A 16,239-nucleotide genomic window follows, 5' to 3' on the forward strand; every position below is an offset into this window, starting at 1 on the left:
CGCTGGCTGGGTGACCTGGACGATTGCCGGGAGCCTCACCGTGGTTCCCGCCCCCACGCGTACCGACCTGCTCGCCGATCCCGTAGCCAAGGCGCTCGCCGCGCTCGCCGACCCGGACGCCGTCGGCGTCGCGGAGATCGACCCGTCGCTGGCCGACACCGCCGCCTTCTGCGAGACGTACGGTTCGCCGCTCGAAGCGTCCGCGAACTGCGTCGTCGTCGCCGGCAAGCGCGCCGGCGAAGTCCGCTTCGCGGCCGCGCTCGTGCTCGCGACGACCCGCGCCGACGTCAACGGCGTGATCAAGCGCCGCCTCGACGTCCGCAAGGCGTCGTTCGCGCCGACGGACGAAGCCGTCTCCCTGACCGGGATGGAGTACGGCGGCATCACGCCCGTCGGCCTGCCCGCCGACTGGCCGATCCTGATCGACCAGCGGGTCGCCGACGCGCCCGAGCTCGTCATCGGCAGCGGGATCCGCGGCAGCAAGCTGCTGATCTCCGGCACCGCGCTGGCCTCGCTGCCCGGGGCCGAGGTCATCGAGGACCTCGCCAAGTGACGTCCGTCTGGCTCCGGTACCTCACCGGTGCCGACATCGACTCGCTCGGCGTCACGGACGCGGACATCGTCGGCGCGGTCGAGGACGTGCTCGCCGACCACGGCCGCGGCCAGGTCGTCTTCGAGCCGCGTACGCACCTCGTGCCGGACAACGGCGGCAAGGGCCACTTCAACATCCTTCGCGGCCACCTGTCCGCGAAGGAGGTCAGTGGCGTGAAGGTCGTCGGTGACTTCGTGGGGAACTTCGAACGGGGCCTCCCTTCGGAAATGGCGTTGATCCTGCTGCTCGACCCGGACACGGGCATGCCGCGGGCCATCGTCGACGGCACGATGATCACCGAGGCCCGCACCGGCGCGATGACCGCCGTCGGCGCGAAGTACCTGGCGCGTCCGGACTCCCGGGTGCTCGGGCACATCGGCGCCCGCGGTACCGCCTGGTGGAACGTCGTCCTCCTCGACTCCTTGTTCGACTTCGCGGAGATCCGCGTGACCAGCAAGCGCCCGGAGTCCCGTGAGGACTTCGGCCGCCGGCTCTCCGAACGGCTCGGCAAGGACGTCCGCGTCTGCGCCACGGCCGAGGAGACCCTGGACGGCGCGGACATCCAGGTCGAGGCCTCCCGGCTGGTCGAGCCCGAGCCGCTGGTGCGGCGCGAGTTCCTCCGGCCGGGCACCTTCCTGGTGCCCTACGGCACGATCAGCGCGCTGGAGCTCACGCTGCTCGACGACGTCGACAAGGTCGTCGTCGACGACTGGCGCGAATCGCAGTCCGGCAACCCGCGGTTCGGCGCCCTGCGCCCGCAGCTCAACGCCGGCCTCCTCACCGCGGACCGGGTCCACGCCGAGATCGGCGACGTCGTGGCCGGGAAGAAGCCGGGCCGCGAGCACGACGCCGAGCGGATCCTGTTCTGGCACCGCGGACTGTCCACAACGGACATCGCGGTGGCGAACATGATCCTGGCCCGTGCCGAGGCTTCCGGCGTCGGCACCATGCTGCCGTACCGATGATCGTCGACGGAAGCGAGTTCGCCGACGGTGAACGGTTGATTCTGGACAAACCGCTGGTAGAGACGTTGCGGCAGCGCCGGAACGAGCTCTTGACGGCGCTCGAAAGCCGAGAAAAGCCCGTCTACGGCGTCACCACCGGGATGGGCAGGCTGGCGGGCGTCGCGCTCGACGCGCGGCAGCAGGCCGAACACCAGCGCAACCTGCTGATCGGCCGCGCCGTCGGCGGGCCGCCGTGGCTCCCGCCGGAAGACGTCCGCGCGCTGCTCGTCGCTCGGCTGCGTGATTTCCTGCAGCCGTGGTCGGGAGTGAGCGCGGAGCTGGTGCAGTTCCTCGTGGACCGCCTGAACGACGGTTTCACCCCGGCGGTTCCGTGCGGCGGCCTCGGCAGCTCGGGCGAGATCATCCCGCTGTCCCACGCTTTCCAGACGTTCGTCGGCATCGGCACGGTCCTCGAAGACGGCGTCGAGACCCCCGCGGCGGAGGCGCTCGCTCGCCGGGGCGCCGAGCCGTATGTGCTGGGGCCCAAGGAAGGTGCTTCGCTGCTTCAGGGTTCTCCGCTGGCCGTGATGCACGCGCAGCGCGGCTGGGCCGAAGCGCGGCAGCTCATCCAGCTGCAAACGCTCACCGAGGCGATGGCGATCGACGTCCTCGGCGCGCCGCGCGAGGTGTTCTCGCCGGTCATGGCGGGCGGCGACGACCACCTCCGGCGGCTGCTGACGGCCCTGACCGGGATGGTGGGTGCGGGGCCGGTGCGCGACGGGGTCGTGCAGGCGCCGCTGTCGGTGCGGGTCGCGCCGCGGGCGCTGGCCCACGCGTCCCGCGTCGACGACGACTTGCGCGAGACAGTGGCGCGCTGGCAGACGATGCCGGGTGACTCGCCGTCGTTCGTCGACGGGGACTTTCTCCCGGGGACGGCCTACCACGCGGTGGACCTGGGCCTGCGGATGGACGCGGTGACGGCGGCGCTGGTGCACCTCGGCGAGATCTCGGTGCAGCGGATGCACCGGCTGCTCGACGAACGCTTCAGCGGGCTCCCGGCGCAGCTCACGACGGATCCGGGCCCGCGCGCGGGGTTGGTCCCGCTGCACAAGCGGGCGGTCGGCGAGCTGCACGCGTTGCGCCGGCTCGCGGCGCCCGCGACGCTCGGTTCGATCGACACGTCGGCTGGTCAGGAGGACGTGCAAGCGTTTGCGTGGGCGGCGGGGGAACAGCTTCGGGCGGCCGCGACGCACTTGTTCGCGATCACGGCGTGCGAGCTGATCACCGGATCGCAGGCGCGCTACCTGGCTGTGGACGGGGTTCCGGGCTTGGGTGCCGCTTACGAGTGGGTGCGGTCGGTGGTGCCGCCGGTGGACGAGGACCGTCCGCTCGGGCCCGAGGTCGAACGGCTGGCCGCGGCTTGCCGCTCGTTCAGCGGGTGATTTCCCCGATGTGGCACCAGGCTATGACTCGCGGCGGGCGTTCTGCAGTGCCAGACCTCGGGGCGTTGCCCAACGGGTGATCAGCGCGAACGCGCCGTCGCACACCAGCGCCAGGACCACCGCGGCCAAGCCGCCCGCGAAGATCTCGCCGTAGCCCGCCGCGCCGAGGGCGAAGCCGTCGACGATGTAGCGGCCGAGGCCGCCGCCGTCGTTGACGATCGCGCCGATCGCGACCGTCGCGATCAGCTGGAGGAAGGACACCCGCGCGCCCGCCAGGAGTACCGGCGACGCCAGGGGCAGTTCGACGCGCAGCATGATCTGCCACTCGCGGTACCCCGTGCCGCGAGCCGCGTCGACGGTCTCCTGCTCCAGGGACACCACGCCCGCGTACGTGTTCGTGAACAGCGGCGGCATCGCCAGCGCGACGAGCGCGAGCAGCAGCGGCCAGAACGTCGTGTCGAACTCCCAGCGGCTGGCCAGGAACCAGAACAGGATGATCAGGCCGAAGCTGGGGATCGCGCGGCCGATGTTCACCGCACTGCTCGCGAGGAACGCGCCCTTGCGGTAGTGGGCCAGCCACAGCGCCGCCGGGATCGTCAGGACCGCCGCGATCACCAGCGCCAGCAACGAAAACCGGAGGTGCTCCAGCGTCCGGTACGGGATGCCGGCCTTGTCGGTCCAGCTCCAGCGGTGGGGGTCCGCGAGCCAGGCGTTCAGCTGGTCGAGGAAGCTCATCGCGCCCGCACCTTCCGCGACCACGGCGCCAGCAGGCGCTCGCTGAACCAGAGGACGAGGTCGACGACCACCGCCAGGACCACCGACAGCACCACGCCGACGATGATCTCCGTCGGGTTGGGCGTCGCCGTCTGGATGCCCGCGCGGATGAAGTAGCCCAGGCCGCCGAGCCCGAGCATCGACGTCACCGTGACCAGGCCGATCGTCGTCACCGCGGCGACGCGCAGCCCGGCGATCACCACCGGCAGCGCGAGCGGCAGTTCGATCTGCCAGAGCAGCTTGCCGCGCGTGTAGCCCATGCCGACCGCGGCCTCGCGGACCTCGTTCGGCACCTGGTCGACGCCCGTGACGATGTTGCGGACCAGGATGAGCAGCGTGTACGTCGCGAGCGGGATCATCGCGGTGAGGAACGTCAGCCCGAAGAACGGCACCAGCACGGCGAACGCGCCGAGGCTCGGGATGACGTAGAGCGCGCCGGCCGTGCCCAGGATGACCGGGTACGACCAGCGGTACCGCAGCGAGAGCACCGCGAGCGCGATCGAGACGACGAGCCCGGCCCCGAGCGCGGCGGCGGTCAGCGAGATGTGTTCGCCGAGGCGCTGGACGATGTCGTCCGCGTTGCGGTCCACCCACTTCCACTGGAAGATCGGGGGTCCGCCATCGACACTGTCGGCGGCCAGCGGGGTCACCGCGGTCACGTGCACCTGGCGACCCTACCCCGTTTGGTGGGGGCTCATTCCGAAGTTTGGGAATTCGAGTGCTTTTCTCCCAGCATGTGGATACTTGTCGGTGGGCAGGGCTAGGGTCCTTTCGTCTGTTCGAGTGACGAGGGAGTGGGATTCGTGCGCTGGTTCCGAAACGCGTCCGTGGTGGCGGTGGCCGTCGCGGCGACGCTCGGTTTGGCCGCCTGTGGGGGTGGCAGCGACAGCGGTGACAAGCCCGCCGCGCAGAGCAAGGGTGGGGCGCCGATCGTCGTCGCGTCCTTCAACTTCACCGACAGCCAGATCCTCGCCGAGATCTACGCGCAGGCGCTGGAGGCCAAGGGCTACCCGGTGACGCGCAAGCTGAACCTGGGTTCGCGGGAGCTGATCTACCCGTCGCTGAAGTCCGGTGAGCTGCAGTTCATCCCGGAGTACCAGGGTGCGGCGATCACCACCGGCTTCGGCAAGGAGGCCGGCAAGACCGCGCAGGAGGAGCACGAGCAGCTGGCCAAGCTGTTCGAGCCGAGCGGCGTGGGCCTGCTGGACTTCGCCGCGGCGGAGGACAAGAACACGTACATCATCAAGTCCGACCTGGCCAAGGAAAAGGGCATCGCGTCGATCAGCGACCTGAAGAAGCTGGACAAGGTCGTCATGGCGGGGCCGCCGGAGTGCGAGAAGCGCCTGCCGTGCTTCCTGGGTTTCAAGGACGTCTACAAGCTGACGAACGCGACGTTCCAGACGGTCCAGGAAGCCGGGCCGCGGGCCGAGCAGCTGAAGTCGGGCGCGGTGACGGTGATCCCGGTCGACTCGGTCAGCCCGCTGACCGGCGACTCGAACTACACGGTGCTCAAGGACGACCTGAACATCGTGCCGACGGAGAACGTCGTGCCGGCGGTGAACAAGAAGGTGCTCGACGAGCGTGGCGCTGATTTTGCGACCGCGGTGAACGCGGTGAGCGCGAAGCTGACGACGGACGTGATGCGCGATTTGAACAAGCGAGTCGACTCGGACGGCGAGAAGGCTGCTGATGTCGCGAAGGATTGGCTGTCGCAGGCCGGTCTCTGAGCTGAGCGCCCCAAGGTGGCCTTGGTTGCGTTCAACGCACCGAAGGCCGCCTTGGGTGCGTTGAACGCACCGAAGGCCACATTGGGGCGCTTCCTCTGGTCCTACGCCGTTCCGCGGACCACCCAAGCGCGGGCCGAGAGCGGGATCGAGCCGTCCGGGTTGGTCGGCAAGCGGCTGCGCAGCAGCTCGCGGATCTGGCCGCGGCGGGCCTCCGGGAGCGTCGCCAAGTACGCCGGCGCCGGGCCCTGCGCTCCCGAAAACGGCTGCCAGTAGTCGTCGAAGCCGGTGAACACCGTCGGGATCTTGATCTCGCCGACCGCCACCCCGGTGAAGCCCGCTTCCGTCCACAACCGGCCCAGGGGCTCGGGCCGGCACAGCGTGAACCGGCGGCCTTCGTCCAGCTCGGCGACCTTCGCCGGGTCCAGCTCGGCCGCGGCCTCCCAGAAGTGCCGGATCAGCTCCATGCCCTCCGCCAGATCCCAGACGTACGCCGCGGCCGGGCCGCGCGTCACCCGGGCGATCTCCGCCGCCGCACGGGCCGGGTCGGGCACGAAGTTCAGCACCAGCCCGGACACCACCACGTCGAAGCTGTCGTCCGGGAAGGGCAGCTCACGCGCGTCGGCGACCTCGAACGACGCCCGCGGGTCGGCCACCTGGCGCCGGGCCGTCGCCAGGAAACCCGAAGACGGGTCGACGCCGGTGACCCCGACGGGATCGGCCGCGGCCAGCACCGCCGACGTCAGCGCGCCCGTGCCGCAGCCGACGTCGAGCCAGCGGCGGCTCGCCGGGACGCCGAGCTGCCGGACGAACGTCTCCGCGACGCGCCGGCTCCACCGCCCGATGTAGGCCTCGTACGCGTCGCCCGTCTGCCACATGCTTGGGAGTACAGCATAAAAACCGCTGGTCAGCCGTTAGCCAGATCACCCGTCGCCGTGTTGCCCGCCGACGTCGCGCGCCGCAGGAAACCGGCGATCAGCGCCAGCTCCTCCTCGCTGTAGTCGTCGCAGAGCTCGTCCATCGCCGTGTTCATCCCCGCATACAGCCGGAACAGCTCCGCGTTGCGGCCGCGGACCGCGCGCACCGCGACCGCGCGGCGGTCGGCCCCCTCGGGGTCGCGTTCGCGGACGATCCAGCCGCCCTTCTGGAGGCGGTCGAGGATGCCGGTCGTCGTCGCCGGGTGCAGCCCGGCCCGCCGCGCCAGCGCACTCGGGCTCAACGGCCCGTGCCGGGCGATCAGCTCCAGGCAGTCCAGGTCGACGTCCTTGAGTGCCAGGTGGGCGCTGACCTGGTGGTTCAGCAGCGAGAGCTGGTTGCGCAGGTCTCGCAGCGCGTCCTTGAGCGCCACGGTCGCGCGCCGCCGGACGACGGCGTCCGAGGGGGGACTCATGGGCGTCAGCCTAACGCGGTGGACGGCGTCCCGGCCGGTGGTGGAATCGTGGACCACAATCGACGCCCGAAGGAGAAGGAGCGAAATGGGAAAGGTCACGGCCACCGCGGAGCGGACGATCGACGCCCCGGCCGACAAGGTGCGCGCGCTCGTCGCGGACTACGCCGAAACGCGCCCGAAGCTGCTCACCGAGCACTACCGCGACTACGAGGTGACCGAGGGCGGCGTCGGCGCCGGGACCAAGGCCGGCTGGAAGCTGCAGGCGACGTCCAAGCGCGTGCGCGACGTCAAGGCCACCGTCAGCGAGCCGAAGCCCGGCACCCTGGTCGAGACCGACGCGAACTCCAGCATGGTCACCACCTGGACGGTCACGGAGTCCGGCGAGCGCAGCGTCGTGAAAATCGAGACGTCGTGGGACGGCGCCGGCGGCATCGGCGGCTTCTTCGAGAAGACCTTCGCGCCCGGCGGCCTCAAGAAGATCTACGACGGCGTCCTCGGAAAACTTGCGGAGATCGTGTGACCAGTCACAATCGGAATGTGCGCCCCGGTTAGCCGGTTCTACCCGGTGGAATCCGGGGCGCCTGCCCCGCTTCGACCGACTTGAGGAGTTCGACGGTGAACGCACCCACCCAGGCGACCGAAATCCGGCTGGCTTCGCGTCCGGAAGGTGTTCCGACGCACGACAACTTCGACGTCGTGGACACCGAGATCCCGACCCCCGGCGAGGGGCAGATCCTGGTGCGCAACCTGGTCATGAGCGTCGACCCGGCCATGCGGGGCCGCATGCGCGACGTCAAGTCGTACGCGCCGCCCTTCGAGGTCGGCGAGGTCATGTCCGGCGGGGCGGTCGGCGAGGTCGTCGAGTCCCATGTGGACGGAGTCGGACCCGGCGACCACGTGCTGCACCAGGCCGGCTGGCGCACCCACGCCGTCCTCGACGCCAAGCGGTTCGTCAAGGTGGACGCCGACGCCGCTCCGCTCTCCACTTACCTCGGCGTGCTCGGCATGCCGGGCCTCACCGCTTACGCGGGCCTGCTGGAGTCGGCCGAGTTCAAGCCGGGCGACACCGTGTTCGTGTCGGGCGCGGCCGGCGCGGTGGGCTCGCTCGTCGGGCAGCTCGCGAAGCTGAAGGGCGCCAAGCGGGTCATCGGCTCGGCCGGGTCGGCGGAGAAGGTGCGTCACCTGGTCGAGGACCTCGGCTTCGACGCCGCCTTCAATTACAAGGACGGCCCGGTCGCCGAGCAGCTGCACAAGGCGGCGCCGGAAGGCATCGACGTCTACTTCGACAACGTCGGAGGCGAGCACCTCGAGGCCGCGATCAGCGCGATCACCCTGCACGGCCGGATCGCCGTCTGCGGCATGATCTCGCAGTACAACGCCACGGAGCCGACGCCGGCGCCGCGCAACCTGGCGCAGATCATCGCCAAGCGGATCACCATCCGCGGCCTGCTGGTGCTCGACCACTGGGGCCTGCAGCAGCAGTTCGTCAGCGAGATCGCGCCGCTGGTGAACTCGGGGCGGATCAAGTACTCCGAGACGTTCGTCGACGGCATCCGCAACGCGCCGGACGCGTTCCTCGGCCTGCTGTCCGGGGCCAACACCGGCAAGATGCTGGTCCGGATCGCGGACTAACCCAGCAGCGGGGCCAGTTCGGGCAGCGTCGAGATCGTGTACGTCGGCTCGGGAGAGCCGGGCAGCGGGCGGACGCCGGGGCGGGCGAGCAACGCCGTCCGCAGCCCGGCCGCCTGCGCGCCCGCGATGTCCCAGTCGTGCGCGGCGATCATCACCGCGTCCCGCGGTTCGGCGGAGTAGGCCTCCAGCACCTGCCGGTACGGCTCCGGCGCGGGCTTGAGCCTGCCCACCTGCTCGGCCGAGAAGATCCGGTCGAAGAGCGTGGCCAGGCCCGAGTTCCGCAGCTGCGCCTCGGCCGTGGTGAGCGGCGAGTTCGTCAGCGCGACGACGTCGTGGCCGGCTTCGCGCAGCTTCGCGAGACCCGCTTCGACGTCCGGGTGGGCGGGGAGCGAGCGCAGTCCTTCGCCGACCTTCGCGAGGTCCAGCTCCCGCCCGTGCCGGGCGGCGACCTCGACCGCGGCCTCGCCGGCGATGCCCGCGAAGTCGCGGTAGGCGCCGGTCGCCGTGACGGTCAGTACCGTGTGGATGGCCAGCCCGAACCACTCGCGCCGCAGCTCGGGGCCGCCGACGAGGTCGTCCATGGCGGCGAGGTCGAGCAGCGTCTCGTTGACGTCGAACACGCACAGCATGCGGATCTCCGGAGGTTCGAAGGTTCTCGTACCTCGTCGAAGGTACGACAGCTGCCGTACCATGTCCAGCATGCCCGGTGAACTGCCGATCCCGGAGATGGCCGCCGTCGACCTCGGCGCTGTCCTGTCCGCCCTCGCCGACCCGCACCGACGTGCGGTCGTGCTGGAACTCGTCGACGGAGACGGCACCGAGCGCGCGTGCTCGTCGTTCCCGCTGCCGATCGCCAAGTCGACCCGGACGCACCACTGGCGAGTGCTGCGCGAGGCCGGCCTGGTCCGGCAGCGCGACGCGGGCAACGGCACGTTCGTGCGGCTGCGCCGCGACGAGTTCGAGGCGAAGTTCCCGGGGCTGCTGGACGTCGTCGCCGGAATCAGTACTGCTCGGTCAGCGCCCGTTCGTTGAGGCTCGCGTCGAGTTCGGCCGCTGAGATCGACAGGGCGATCTGGTCACGCAGGATCGTGCCGAGGGTCGGCAGGGCCGAGCGGTCCGGCCACGTCGACGGGTCCCACAGCGACGACCGCAGGAACGCCTTCGCGCAGTGCATGTACAGCTCTTCGACCTCGATGACCACCGCCAGCTTCGGCCGCTTTCCCTTCACCACCAGTGAATCGAAGAACGGCGCGTCCGACACCAACTGAGCGCGGCCGTTCACCCTGAGCGTCTCGTTCATGCCCGGCACCAGGAACAGCAACCCCGCGTGCGGGTTGTCGACGATGTTGCGGAAGCTGTCGATCAGCTTGTTGCCCGGCCGGTCCGCGAGCACCAGCGTCCGGTCGTCGAGCACCAGGACCGAACCCGCCGGGTCGCCGCGGGGTGAGACGTCGCAGCTGCCGTCCGGCGACGACGTCGCCAGCAGCACGAACGGCGAGTGCGCGATCAGCGTTCGCGCGTGCTCGTCGAGGTGGTCGATGACCTTCTGCCGCGTGGTCGGCTTCGCGTCGCCGAGCAGTTCGCGCAAGGCCTCATGTGTGTCGATGATCCCCATGGAGCCAAGCTAGCGCGGACCACCGACAGTTCTCCCCGCGATCGCGATCCGCGCCGCCTCGGTCGACTTCTTCACCACGAGGTCCACCGAGTAGCCGTGCTTCACGAAGACGCCGTCGAGCTGGAACGTGCCGTAGCCGTGGGCCTGGGTGAACAGCTGCTCCATCAGCTCCAGCGCCGTCGCGGGGTCGGGGGCGACCGCCAGGCAGCGCATCAGGAACTCGTCCGTCAGACGGCGGGTCTGCTCCAGCAGCTCCACGTGCTCCGGGCCGTGGAGGCCGTCGGCGTAGATGACGTTCATCCCGGCCCGTCGCTCGATCAGGTAGCGCGTGTACGCGCCCGCGCCCGCCGCCAGGGCGTCCGCCGGGTCTTCGTGCTCGGCCGCCGCCGTCGCGACGCGGTCGCCCAGCTGACAGGCGATGTGGCAGGCGACCTCGGCCAGCAGGCTTTCGCGCGTCGGGAAGTGCCGGTACGGCGCGCCGGGGCTGACGTTCGCCAGCTTCGCGACCTTCGCCACCGAGAAGCCCTCGAGGCCCTGCTCGGCGATCAGGTCGAGCGAGACGCGCACGAGCTCGGCCCGGAGGTCGCCGTGGTGGTACTTGCCGCCCATGACCTGGATCACATCTCCCGATCGAAATATGTAAGACCTCTCTTACGTAGGCATGTAAGAGACCTCTTACGAGGACCAACGGTACTTGAACCTGGAGGGTTCCATGAGCACCACCACGCACGCCATCGCCGCACCGGCGCCGGGTGCGCCGCTCGCACCGACCACGATCGAGCGCCGTGACCTGCGCGCGGACGACGTCCTCATCGACATCGCCTACGCCGGCATCTGCCACAGCGACATCCACCAGGCCAAGGAAGACTGGGGCCAGGCGATCTTCCCGATGGTCCCGGGGCACGAGATCGCCGGCGTCGTCGCCGCGGTCGGCTCCGGCGTCACGAAGTACCAGGTCGGCGACCGCGTCGGCGTCGGCTGCATGGTCGACTCCTGCGGCGAGTGCGAGTACTGCCGGGCCGGCACCGAGCAGTTCTGCGTCAAGGGCAACGTCCAGACGTACAACGGCGTCGGCTTCGACGGCGAGAACACCTACGGCGGCTACAGCAACCAGATCGTCGTGAAGGACGCCTTCGTCTGCCGCATCCCCGAGGGCATCAGCCTCGACATCGCCGCGCCGCTGCTGTGCGCGGGCATCACCACCTACTCGCCGCTGCACCACTGGGGCGCCGGGCCGGGCAAGAAGGTCGCCGTGATCGGTCTCGGCGGGCTCGGGCACATGGGCGTCAAGATCGCCGCCGCGATGGGCGCCGAGGTCACGGTGCTGAGCCAGAGCCTCAAGAAGCAGGAAGACGGCCTCAAGCTCGGCGCGACGGACTACTACGCGACCAGCGACGAAGCGACGTTCGACGTCCTCAAGGGCAAGTTCGACGTCATCCTCAACACCGTGTCGGCCAAGCTGCCGGTGGACGCCTACCTCGGCCTGCTGAAGGTCGGCGGCGCGATGGTGAACGTCGGCGCGCCCGGCGAACCGCTGTCGTACAACGCTTTCTCGCTGCTGGGCGGCAACAAGGTGCTGGCCGGGTCGATGATCGGCGGCATCGCCGAGACCCAGGAGATGCTGGACTTCTGCGCGGAGCACGGCATCGGCGCGGAGATCGAGACCATCTCGGCCGACAAGGTCAACGAGGCCTACGAGCGCGTCGAGAACTCCGACGTGCGCTACCGGTTCGTCATCGACGCCTCGACCATCGGCGCGTGATGCACCCGCACGGCAACCGCGTCAGAACACCACGGTGCGGTTGCCGTGCACCAGCACCCGGTTCTCCAGGTGCCAGCGCAGGCCGCGGGCGAGGGTCACCTTCTCGATGTCCCGGCCCTTGCGAACCATGTCCTCGACCGAGTCGCCGTGGTCGACGCGGATGACGTCCTGGTCGATGATCGGGCCCGCGTCGAGGTCCGCCGTCACGTAGTGGCACGTCGCGCCGACCAGCTTCACGCCGCGGGTGTGCGCCTGGTGGTACGGCTTCGCGCCGATGAACGACGGCAGGAAGCTGTGGTGGATGTTGATCGCGCGGCCGGCCCACTCGCGGCACAGGTCCGCGGGCAGGATCTGCATGAACCGGGCCAGCACCACCGCGTGCGGCTCGTGCTCGTCGACCAGCTTCCGGACCTCTTCGAACGCCGAAGCCTTGTCGCCCGCCGGGAACGGCACGTGGTGGAACGGGATGCCGTGCGCGCGGGTGATGTCGGCCAGCGACTCGTGGTTGCCGATCACCGCGGCGATGTCGACGTCCAGCTCACCGGACGCGACGCGGCCGAGCAGGTCGTACAGGCAGTGCCCGGCCTTCGAGACGAGCACCACCGCGCGGCGCCGCTCACCGGTGTCGCTGACCTGCCAGCTCGACTCCGCCGACAGGTCCGCGGCCACGTCGCCGAAGCGGGCGCGCACCTCGTCGGCGTCGAACGGCAGGGAGTCGGCCCGGACGACCTGGCGCGTGAAGAACCAGCCCGTGTCCGGATCGGTGTGGTAAGCCGCTTCGACGATCCAGCCGCCGTGCTCGGCGAGGAACCCGGAGATCCGGGCGATGATGCCGGTGCGGTCGGGGCAGCCGAAGGTGATGACGTAGCGGCGTTCGGGAGCGGTCACGACGGGCATTGTCCCCCGCGCTGGTCAGGGCGCCGCGAGGGGCGTCTTCGAGGGCTGATTCGGCGTCGAGGCGGTGGATCGCCGTCTCGTGGGCCATCCGGCGGGTCCGGTCGCCGACCGTGGTGTCGAAGCCGGGGTAGGGCGAGAACGCCGGGGATCCCGGCTCTCTCGCGAGAGCTTCGCGCAGGGCCAGGCGCTGGCCGTCCCACCACCTGAGGACGTCGGCCCAGTCCGCGGGCGGCTACGGTTTCACCGGGCGGTGCACCGCCAGGCCGACGACGAAGCCGTGCACGAAGGCGATGTGCGCCACGAGGTCATGGACAGTCCACTTCGGACAGTTCCGGACCGGCGCCGTCGGACCGGCGGTCAGCGCCGCCCGCTTCAGCGCGTCGGCGTGGACGTCGATCGCCTCCAGCAGCTGCATGGGCCGACCGTAGCCGCCGTCCGGCCTCGATGGCGAAGACCAGGCCGAGACCGAGGCTGAAGGACAGCAACAGGCCCTTCATCGGCTCGTCGGCGAAAGCCGCTCCGCCGGCCAAGCCGATCAGCACGCTGTAGACCGCCCAGATCGCCGCGCCGGCGAGGTCGAGCGGCACGAACCGGCGCAGGGGATACCCGAGGCCGCCGTTGGCGAGCGCGCTGGCGACGCGTCCGCCGGGCAGGTAGCGCGCGGCGATGATCAGCAGGCCGCCGTTGCGCCGCACCTGGTCCTGCGCCCACGCGTAACGCCGTTGCCCCTCCGGTCCGCGTTGCAGCCGCGCGATCGCCCGCGGTCCGGCCGCCCGGCCGACGGCGTACCCGAGGCAGTCGCCCGCCCACGCCCCGCCCGCCGCCACGGCCGCGAGCAGTGCCAGTCGAGCCGGGTCGGGCCCGAGCAGCACGGCGACGGTGACGACGGTCGTCTCGCTGGGCATGAACGGCAGCAGCGCGTCCGACCCGGACACGGCGAAGACGAGCACCCACAGCCACGGCGACCCCACGGCGTTGCGCAGCAGCTCGGTGACGTGCGCCAGGAGTTCCACAGCTCAATGGTGATCACCGCAGGTCACTTCGGGGTGACGCAGCGGGGGTGGCCTGATGAACGTTCAGGCGGGGGCGACCGCGGACCAGGGGACCGTCAGCTCACCCGGCCGGATCCGCGGGTCCGGCACCGGCCAGCCGCGCGCGACCAGCAGCCGGACTGTCTCCAGCCACCGTGACCGGACCCCGAACGCCTGGTGCGGCGCGGCCGTCGCCCAGCAGGCGTCCAGCGCCATGAGCAGCGCGTGCACCCGCTCACCCGGGACGTTCCGGTGGATCAGCGCCTTCGGCAGCCGCTCGGCGATCGTCGACGGCTTCTCGAGCCCGGCCAGCCGCATCGACAGCGTCAGCGACACCGGCCCGGCCGCCGAAACCAGCACCCACGTCGACAGCCGGCCGATCTCGTCGCACGTGCCCTCGACCAGCAGGCCGCCCGGTGCCATCGAATCCAGCACCAGCCCCCACGCGCCGGCGACCTCGTCCTCCGCGTACTGCCGCAGGACGTTGAACGCGCGCACCAGCACCGGCCGCGTCCCGGCCAGCTCGAACCCGCCGCGGCGGAAGTCCAAAAACGGCGGTGACGCGGCGGGCTGCGCGAAAGCCACGCGAGCAGGATCCAGCTCCAGGCCCAGCACCCGGACGTCCGGCCGGACGCGCCGCAGCCACCGCGCCAGCTCGACGGTCGTCACCGGGGACGCGCCGTACCCGAGGTCGACGACCAGCGGCGGGCCGGCCGCGCGCAGCAGCCGGGTCGTCGCGGGCGCGGACGTGATCCACCGGTCGACCCGGCGGAGGCGGTTCGGGTTGGTCGTGCCGCGGGTCGGGGCGCCGACCGGGCTCAGTTTGCTTCGGTGAGCCACTTCGCCGTGAATTCGGACTCGTGCTCCAGCAGCTTCGTGACTTGCTCGGCGATCACGTTCTCCAGCTTCCCGCCGAGCAGCGGGATCCGGACCGTCACCTCGCCGCTGATCCGCAGCACCGTCTTGTCGCCGTTGGCCAGCAACGCCGTGCGCGCGGTGATCTCGCCCGGGACGCCGCCGACCTCGACCGTCGCGTTGCCCTGCCGGCCGGTGCCGTCGTTGCTCACGCGCCAGGTCTGGGTGCGGGTCACCAGCAGGTCGCCCTTGTGCAGCGTCCGCACCGCCTGCGGCAGCTTGTCCGCGCTGATCCCCTGCCGCAGGGCGTACCGCAGATCCGTGCCGGAGACCTCGTACGACAGCAGCGCCGCGCCGTGCCCGCCGAGCCGCTCGAGCCGCGCTCGCAGCGCCGCTTCGCCGGCGACCGCCGCGTACGTCGCGGCGACGTCGGCGGAGAACTCAGCACGGTGCTCGATCCGGGATCCCATGCGCCGGACAGTACCGTCAGACCCGTGAACACCGCCCGAACTCCCGCACTCCCGAAGCTCTCCGCGTACACCACGTTGCGCCTCGGCGGGCCGGCCCGCCACTTCGTCGGCGCCGTGACCAGCGAAGACCTCGTGGCGGCGGTCCGCGAGGCCGACGCGGCGGGCGAGCCGGCGCTGCTGCTCGGCGGCGGCTCGAACCTGGTGGTCGCGGACGCGGGGTTCGAGGGCACGCTGATCGAGGTGGCGAACACCGGCTGGCGCCGTGACGGTGCCGTCGTGGAGGTCGAGGCCGGCCAGAACTGGGACGCGTTCGTCGCCGGGCTCGTCGAAGCGGGCCTGGGCGGGCTCGAATGCCTCTCCGGCATCCCGGGCAGCGTCGGCGCGACGCCGATCCAGAACGTCGGCGCGTACGGCTGCGAAGTCGCCGAGTCGATCGTCTCGGTGGAGCTGTACGACCGGCGGACGCGCGAAGTGCGCACGCTCAAGGCGGACGAGCTCGGCTTCGCCTACCGCACGAGTGTCCTCAAGGGCACCGACTCCGGTGTCGTCCTGTCGGTCCGCTTCGAGGTCCGTGAAGACGGCCTCTCCGCGCCCATCCGCTACGCCGAGCTGGCGCGCACGCTCGGCGTCGAGATCGGCGCACGCGTCCCGGCGGCCGAAGCGCGCGAAGCCGTGCTCAAGCTGCGTCGCGGCAAGGGCATGGTCCTCGACCCGGACGACCACGACACGTGGAGCGCGGGCTCGTTCTTCACGAACCCGATCGTCCCGTCGGCCGAGGCCGAAGCGGTTCTGCGGCGCATCACGGACCGCGTCGGCGCCGAAGTCCCGCAGTACCCGGCCGAGGGCGGCGTCAAGTTGTCCGCGGCCTGGCTGATCGAGCGCGCCGGCTTCGCGAAGGGGCACCCCGGACCGGGGAACCGCGTCTCGCTGTCGACGAAGCACACCCTGGCGCTGACCAACCGTGGCAACGCGACGACCGAAGACCTGCTCGCCCTGGCCCGCGAAGTCCGCGACGGCGTTCACGAGCGTTTCGGGGTCCGGCTGCACCCGGAACCGTTGCTGATCAACTGCGTGATTTGAGCCGAACCGGGCAACCTGGACGTGTGTAGGA

The 16,239-nt window shown here is 70.7% G+C and carries 21 protein-coding genes; 9 read left to right on the forward strand and 12 right to left on the reverse strand.

Annotated elements, in window-relative coordinates; all coding sequences use genetic code 11:
- Positions 1-10: 10 nt before the first annotated feature.
- The 3 genes from AB0N03_RS14105 to AB0N03_RS14115 are packed head-to-tail and all read left to right on the forward strand — an operon-like array spanning position 11 to position 2,978.
- A complete protein-coding gene (locus AB0N03_RS14105; RefSeq protein ID WP_364370407.1) occupies positions 11-553 on the forward strand; it encodes a YbaK/EbsC family protein in 543 nt (180 codons plus the stop codon).
- Positions 550-1,557 carry an ornithine cyclodeaminase family protein gene (locus tag AB0N03_RS14110; protein ID WP_364370410.1) on the forward strand — a complete coding sequence of 336 codons (1,008 nt, stop codon included), beginning with the start codon at positions 550-552 and terminating at the stop codon, positions 1,555-1,557. Before AB0N03_RS14105 ends, AB0N03_RS14110 begins: the two co-directional genes overlap by 4 nt.
- Complete coding sequence (locus AB0N03_RS14115) at positions 1,554-2,978, forward strand: aromatic amino acid lyase (RefSeq protein ID WP_364370413.1); 1,425 nt, start codon at positions 1,554-1,556, stop codon at positions 2,976-2,978. The genes AB0N03_RS14110 and AB0N03_RS14115 overlap by 4 nt, the downstream gene beginning before the upstream one ends.
- 21 nt (positions 2,979-2,999) lie before the next feature.
- Here AB0N03_RS14115 and AB0N03_RS14120 read toward each other — a convergent pair whose 3' ends face one another.
- Positions 3,000-3,713: an ABC transporter permease gene (locus AB0N03_RS14120; RefSeq protein WP_364370416.1), complete on the reverse strand. Its 714-nt coding sequence runs from the start codon at positions 3,711-3,713 to the stop codon at positions 3,000-3,002.
- Positions 3,710-4,417 (reverse strand): ABC transporter permease, encoded by a 708-nt coding sequence (locus AB0N03_RS14125; protein ID WP_364370418.1) that lies wholly within the window; start codon positions 4,415-4,417, stop codon positions 3,710-3,712. Before AB0N03_RS14125 ends, AB0N03_RS14120 begins: the two co-directional genes overlap by 4 nt.
- Positions 4,418-4,555: 138 nt before the next feature.
- Between AB0N03_RS14125 and AB0N03_RS14130 the strand changes: the two genes are divergently transcribed.
- Positions 4,556-5,479, forward strand: coding sequence for an ABC transporter substrate-binding protein (locus AB0N03_RS14130; RefSeq protein ID WP_364370420.1), 924 nt, complete (start codon positions 4,556-4,558; stop codon positions 5,477-5,479).
- Positions 5,480-5,580: 101 nt separating this feature from the next.
- Here the strand turns inward: AB0N03_RS14130 and AB0N03_RS14135 are convergent, their stop codons facing one another.
- Positions 5,581-6,354 carry a class I SAM-dependent methyltransferase gene (locus tag AB0N03_RS14135; protein ID WP_364370423.1) on the reverse strand — a complete coding sequence of 258 codons (774 nt, stop codon included), beginning with the start codon at positions 6,352-6,354 and terminating at the stop codon, positions 5,581-5,583.
- Positions 6,355-6,383: 29 nt separating this feature from the next.
- Positions 6,384-6,866, reverse strand: coding sequence for a MarR family transcriptional regulator (locus AB0N03_RS14140; protein WP_364370426.1), 483 nt, complete (start codon positions 6,864-6,866; stop codon positions 6,384-6,386).
- Between the two features lie 85 nt (positions 6,867-6,951).
- Here AB0N03_RS14140 and AB0N03_RS14145 point away from each other — a divergent pair, with 85 nt between their 5' ends.
- The gene (locus tag AB0N03_RS14145; RefSeq protein ID WP_364370429.1) at positions 6,952-7,386 is read left to right on the forward strand and encodes an SRPBCC family protein; all 435 of its coding nucleotides are present in this window, start codon (positions 6,952-6,954) and stop codon (positions 7,384-7,386) included.
- A gap of 95 nt (positions 7,387-7,481) precedes the next feature.
- The gene (locus tag AB0N03_RS14150; protein ID WP_364370432.1) at positions 7,482-8,498 is read left to right on the forward strand and encodes an NADP-dependent oxidoreductase; all 1,017 of its coding nucleotides are present in this window, start codon (positions 7,482-7,484) and stop codon (positions 8,496-8,498) included.
- On the opposite strand, the gene AB0N03_RS14155 is transcribed toward AB0N03_RS14150, so the two are convergent.
- Complete coding sequence (locus AB0N03_RS14155) at positions 8,495-9,127, reverse strand: haloacid dehalogenase type II (protein ID WP_364370434.1); 633 nt, start codon at positions 9,125-9,127, stop codon at positions 8,495-8,497. The genes AB0N03_RS14150 and AB0N03_RS14155 overlap by 4 nt on opposite strands.
- Positions 9,128-9,197: 70 nt before the next feature.
- Here AB0N03_RS14155 and AB0N03_RS14160 point away from each other — a divergent pair, with 70 nt between their 5' ends.
- Positions 9,198-9,530, forward strand: coding sequence for a helix-turn-helix transcriptional regulator (locus AB0N03_RS14160; RefSeq protein ID WP_364370436.1), 333 nt, complete (start codon positions 9,198-9,200; stop codon positions 9,528-9,530).
- Here the strand turns inward: AB0N03_RS14160 and AB0N03_RS14165 are convergent.
- Complete coding sequence (locus AB0N03_RS14165) at positions 9,499-10,113, reverse strand: pyridoxamine 5'-phosphate oxidase family protein (RefSeq protein ID WP_364370438.1); 615 nt, start codon at positions 10,111-10,113, stop codon at positions 9,499-9,501. The two genes, AB0N03_RS14160 and AB0N03_RS14165, sit on opposite strands and share 32 nt — an antisense overlap.
- Before the next feature lie 9 nt (positions 10,114-10,122).
- A complete protein-coding gene (locus tag AB0N03_RS14170; RefSeq protein WP_364370441.1) occupies positions 10,123-10,734 on the reverse strand; it encodes a TetR/AcrR family transcriptional regulator in 612 nt (203 codons plus the stop codon).
- A gap of 91 nt (positions 10,735-10,825) precedes the next feature.
- Between AB0N03_RS14170 and AB0N03_RS14175 the strand changes: the two genes are divergently transcribed.
- Positions 10,826-11,875, forward strand: a complete 1,050-nt coding sequence (locus AB0N03_RS14175) for an NAD(P)-dependent alcohol dehydrogenase (protein ID WP_364370444.1) — start codon at positions 10,826-10,828, stop codon at positions 11,873-11,875.
- Between the two features lie 21 nt (positions 11,876-11,896).
- Here the strand turns inward: AB0N03_RS14175 and purU are convergent, their stop codons facing one another.
- The 5 genes from purU to AB0N03_RS14200 all read right to left on the reverse strand — a co-directional run bounded on the left by purU (position 11,897) and on the right by AB0N03_RS14200 (position 15,128).
- Positions 11,897-12,772 carry a formyltetrahydrofolate deformylase gene (gene purU / locus AB0N03_RS14180; RefSeq protein ID WP_364370447.1) on the reverse strand — a complete coding sequence of 292 codons (876 nt, stop codon included), beginning with the start codon at positions 12,770-12,772 and terminating at the stop codon, positions 11,897-11,899.
- A 232-nt stretch (positions 12,773-13,004) separates the two neighbouring features.
- Positions 13,005-13,133, reverse strand: coding sequence for a maleylpyruvate isomerase N-terminal domain-containing protein (locus AB0N03_RS14185; RefSeq protein ID WP_364370996.1), 129 nt, complete (start codon positions 13,131-13,133; stop codon positions 13,005-13,007).
- Positions 13,078-13,785: a VTT domain-containing protein gene (locus tag AB0N03_RS14190; protein ID WP_364370450.1), complete on the reverse strand. Its 708-nt coding sequence runs from the start codon at positions 13,783-13,785 to the stop codon at positions 13,078-13,080. The genes AB0N03_RS14185 and AB0N03_RS14190 overlap by 56 nt, the downstream gene beginning before the upstream one ends.
- Positions 13,786-13,848: 63 nt before the next feature.
- Entirely contained in the window at positions 13,849-14,643 is a 795-nt protein-coding gene (locus AB0N03_RS14195) for a class I SAM-dependent methyltransferase (RefSeq protein WP_364370453.1), read from the reverse strand.
- Positions 14,622-15,128: a DUF2505 domain-containing protein gene (locus tag AB0N03_RS14200; RefSeq protein ID WP_364370456.1), complete on the reverse strand. Its 507-nt coding sequence runs from the start codon at positions 15,126-15,128 to the stop codon at positions 14,622-14,624. The genes AB0N03_RS14195 and AB0N03_RS14200 overlap by 22 nt, the downstream gene beginning before the upstream one ends.
- Before the next feature lie 24 nt (positions 15,129-15,152).
- Between AB0N03_RS14200 and AB0N03_RS14205 the strand changes: the two genes are divergently transcribed.
- Positions 15,153-16,208: a UDP-N-acetylmuramate dehydrogenase gene (locus AB0N03_RS14205; protein WP_364370459.1), complete on the forward strand. Its 1,056-nt coding sequence runs from the start codon at positions 15,153-15,155 to the stop codon at positions 16,206-16,208.
- Positions 16,209-16,239: the final 31 nt, after the last annotated feature.

Origin of the sequence: Amycolatopsis sp. NPDC051061 (assembly GCF_040682935.1) — a bacterium.
In the GTDB taxonomy this organism is placed as follows: Bacteria; Actinomycetota; Actinomycetes; order Mycobacteriales; family Pseudonocardiaceae; genus Amycolatopsis.

What these genes read in the sequence shown, in the direction of transcription:
- AB0N03_RS14165 (WP_364370438.1), bottom strand. Translation starts at nt 10,113, where the DNA reads ATGGGGATCATCGACACACATGAGGCCTTGCGCGAACTGCTCGGCGAC.
- purU (WP_364370447.1), bottom strand. Translation starts at nt 12,772, where the DNA reads ATGCCCGTCGTGACCGCTCCCGAACGCCGCTACGTCATCACCTTCGGC.
- AB0N03_RS14120 (WP_364370416.1), bottom strand. Translation starts at nt 3,713, where the DNA reads ATGAGCTTCCTCGACCAGCTGAACGCCTGGCTCGCGGACCCCCACCGC.
- AB0N03_RS14135 (WP_364370423.1), bottom strand. Translation starts at nt 6,354, where the DNA reads ATGTGGCAGACGGGCGACGCGTACGAGGCCTACATCGGGCGGTGGAGC.
- AB0N03_RS14155 (WP_364370434.1), bottom strand. Translation starts at nt 9,127, where the DNA reads ATGCTGTGCGTGTTCGACGTCAACGAGACGCTGCTCGACCTCGCCGCC.
- AB0N03_RS14175 (WP_364370444.1), top strand. Translation starts at nt 10,826, where the DNA reads ATGAGCACCACCACGCACGCCATCGCCGCACCGGCGCCGGGTGCGCCG.
- AB0N03_RS14140 (WP_364370426.1), bottom strand. Translation starts at nt 6,866, where the DNA reads ATGAGTCCCCCCTCGGACGCCGTCGTCCGGCGGCGCGCGACCGTGGCG.
- AB0N03_RS14115 (WP_364370413.1), top strand. Translation starts at nt 1,554, where the DNA reads ATGATCGTCGACGGAAGCGAGTTCGCCGACGGTGAACGGTTGATTCTG.
- AB0N03_RS14200 (WP_364370456.1), bottom strand. Translation starts at nt 15,128, where the DNA reads ATGGGATCCCGGATCGAGCACCGTGCTGAGTTCTCCGCCGACGTCGCC.
- AB0N03_RS14160 (WP_364370436.1), top strand. Translation starts at nt 9,198, where the DNA reads ATGCCCGGTGAACTGCCGATCCCGGAGATGGCCGCCGTCGACCTCGGC.
- AB0N03_RS14145 (WP_364370429.1), top strand. Translation starts at nt 6,952, where the DNA reads ATGGGAAAGGTCACGGCCACCGCGGAGCGGACGATCGACGCCCCGGCC.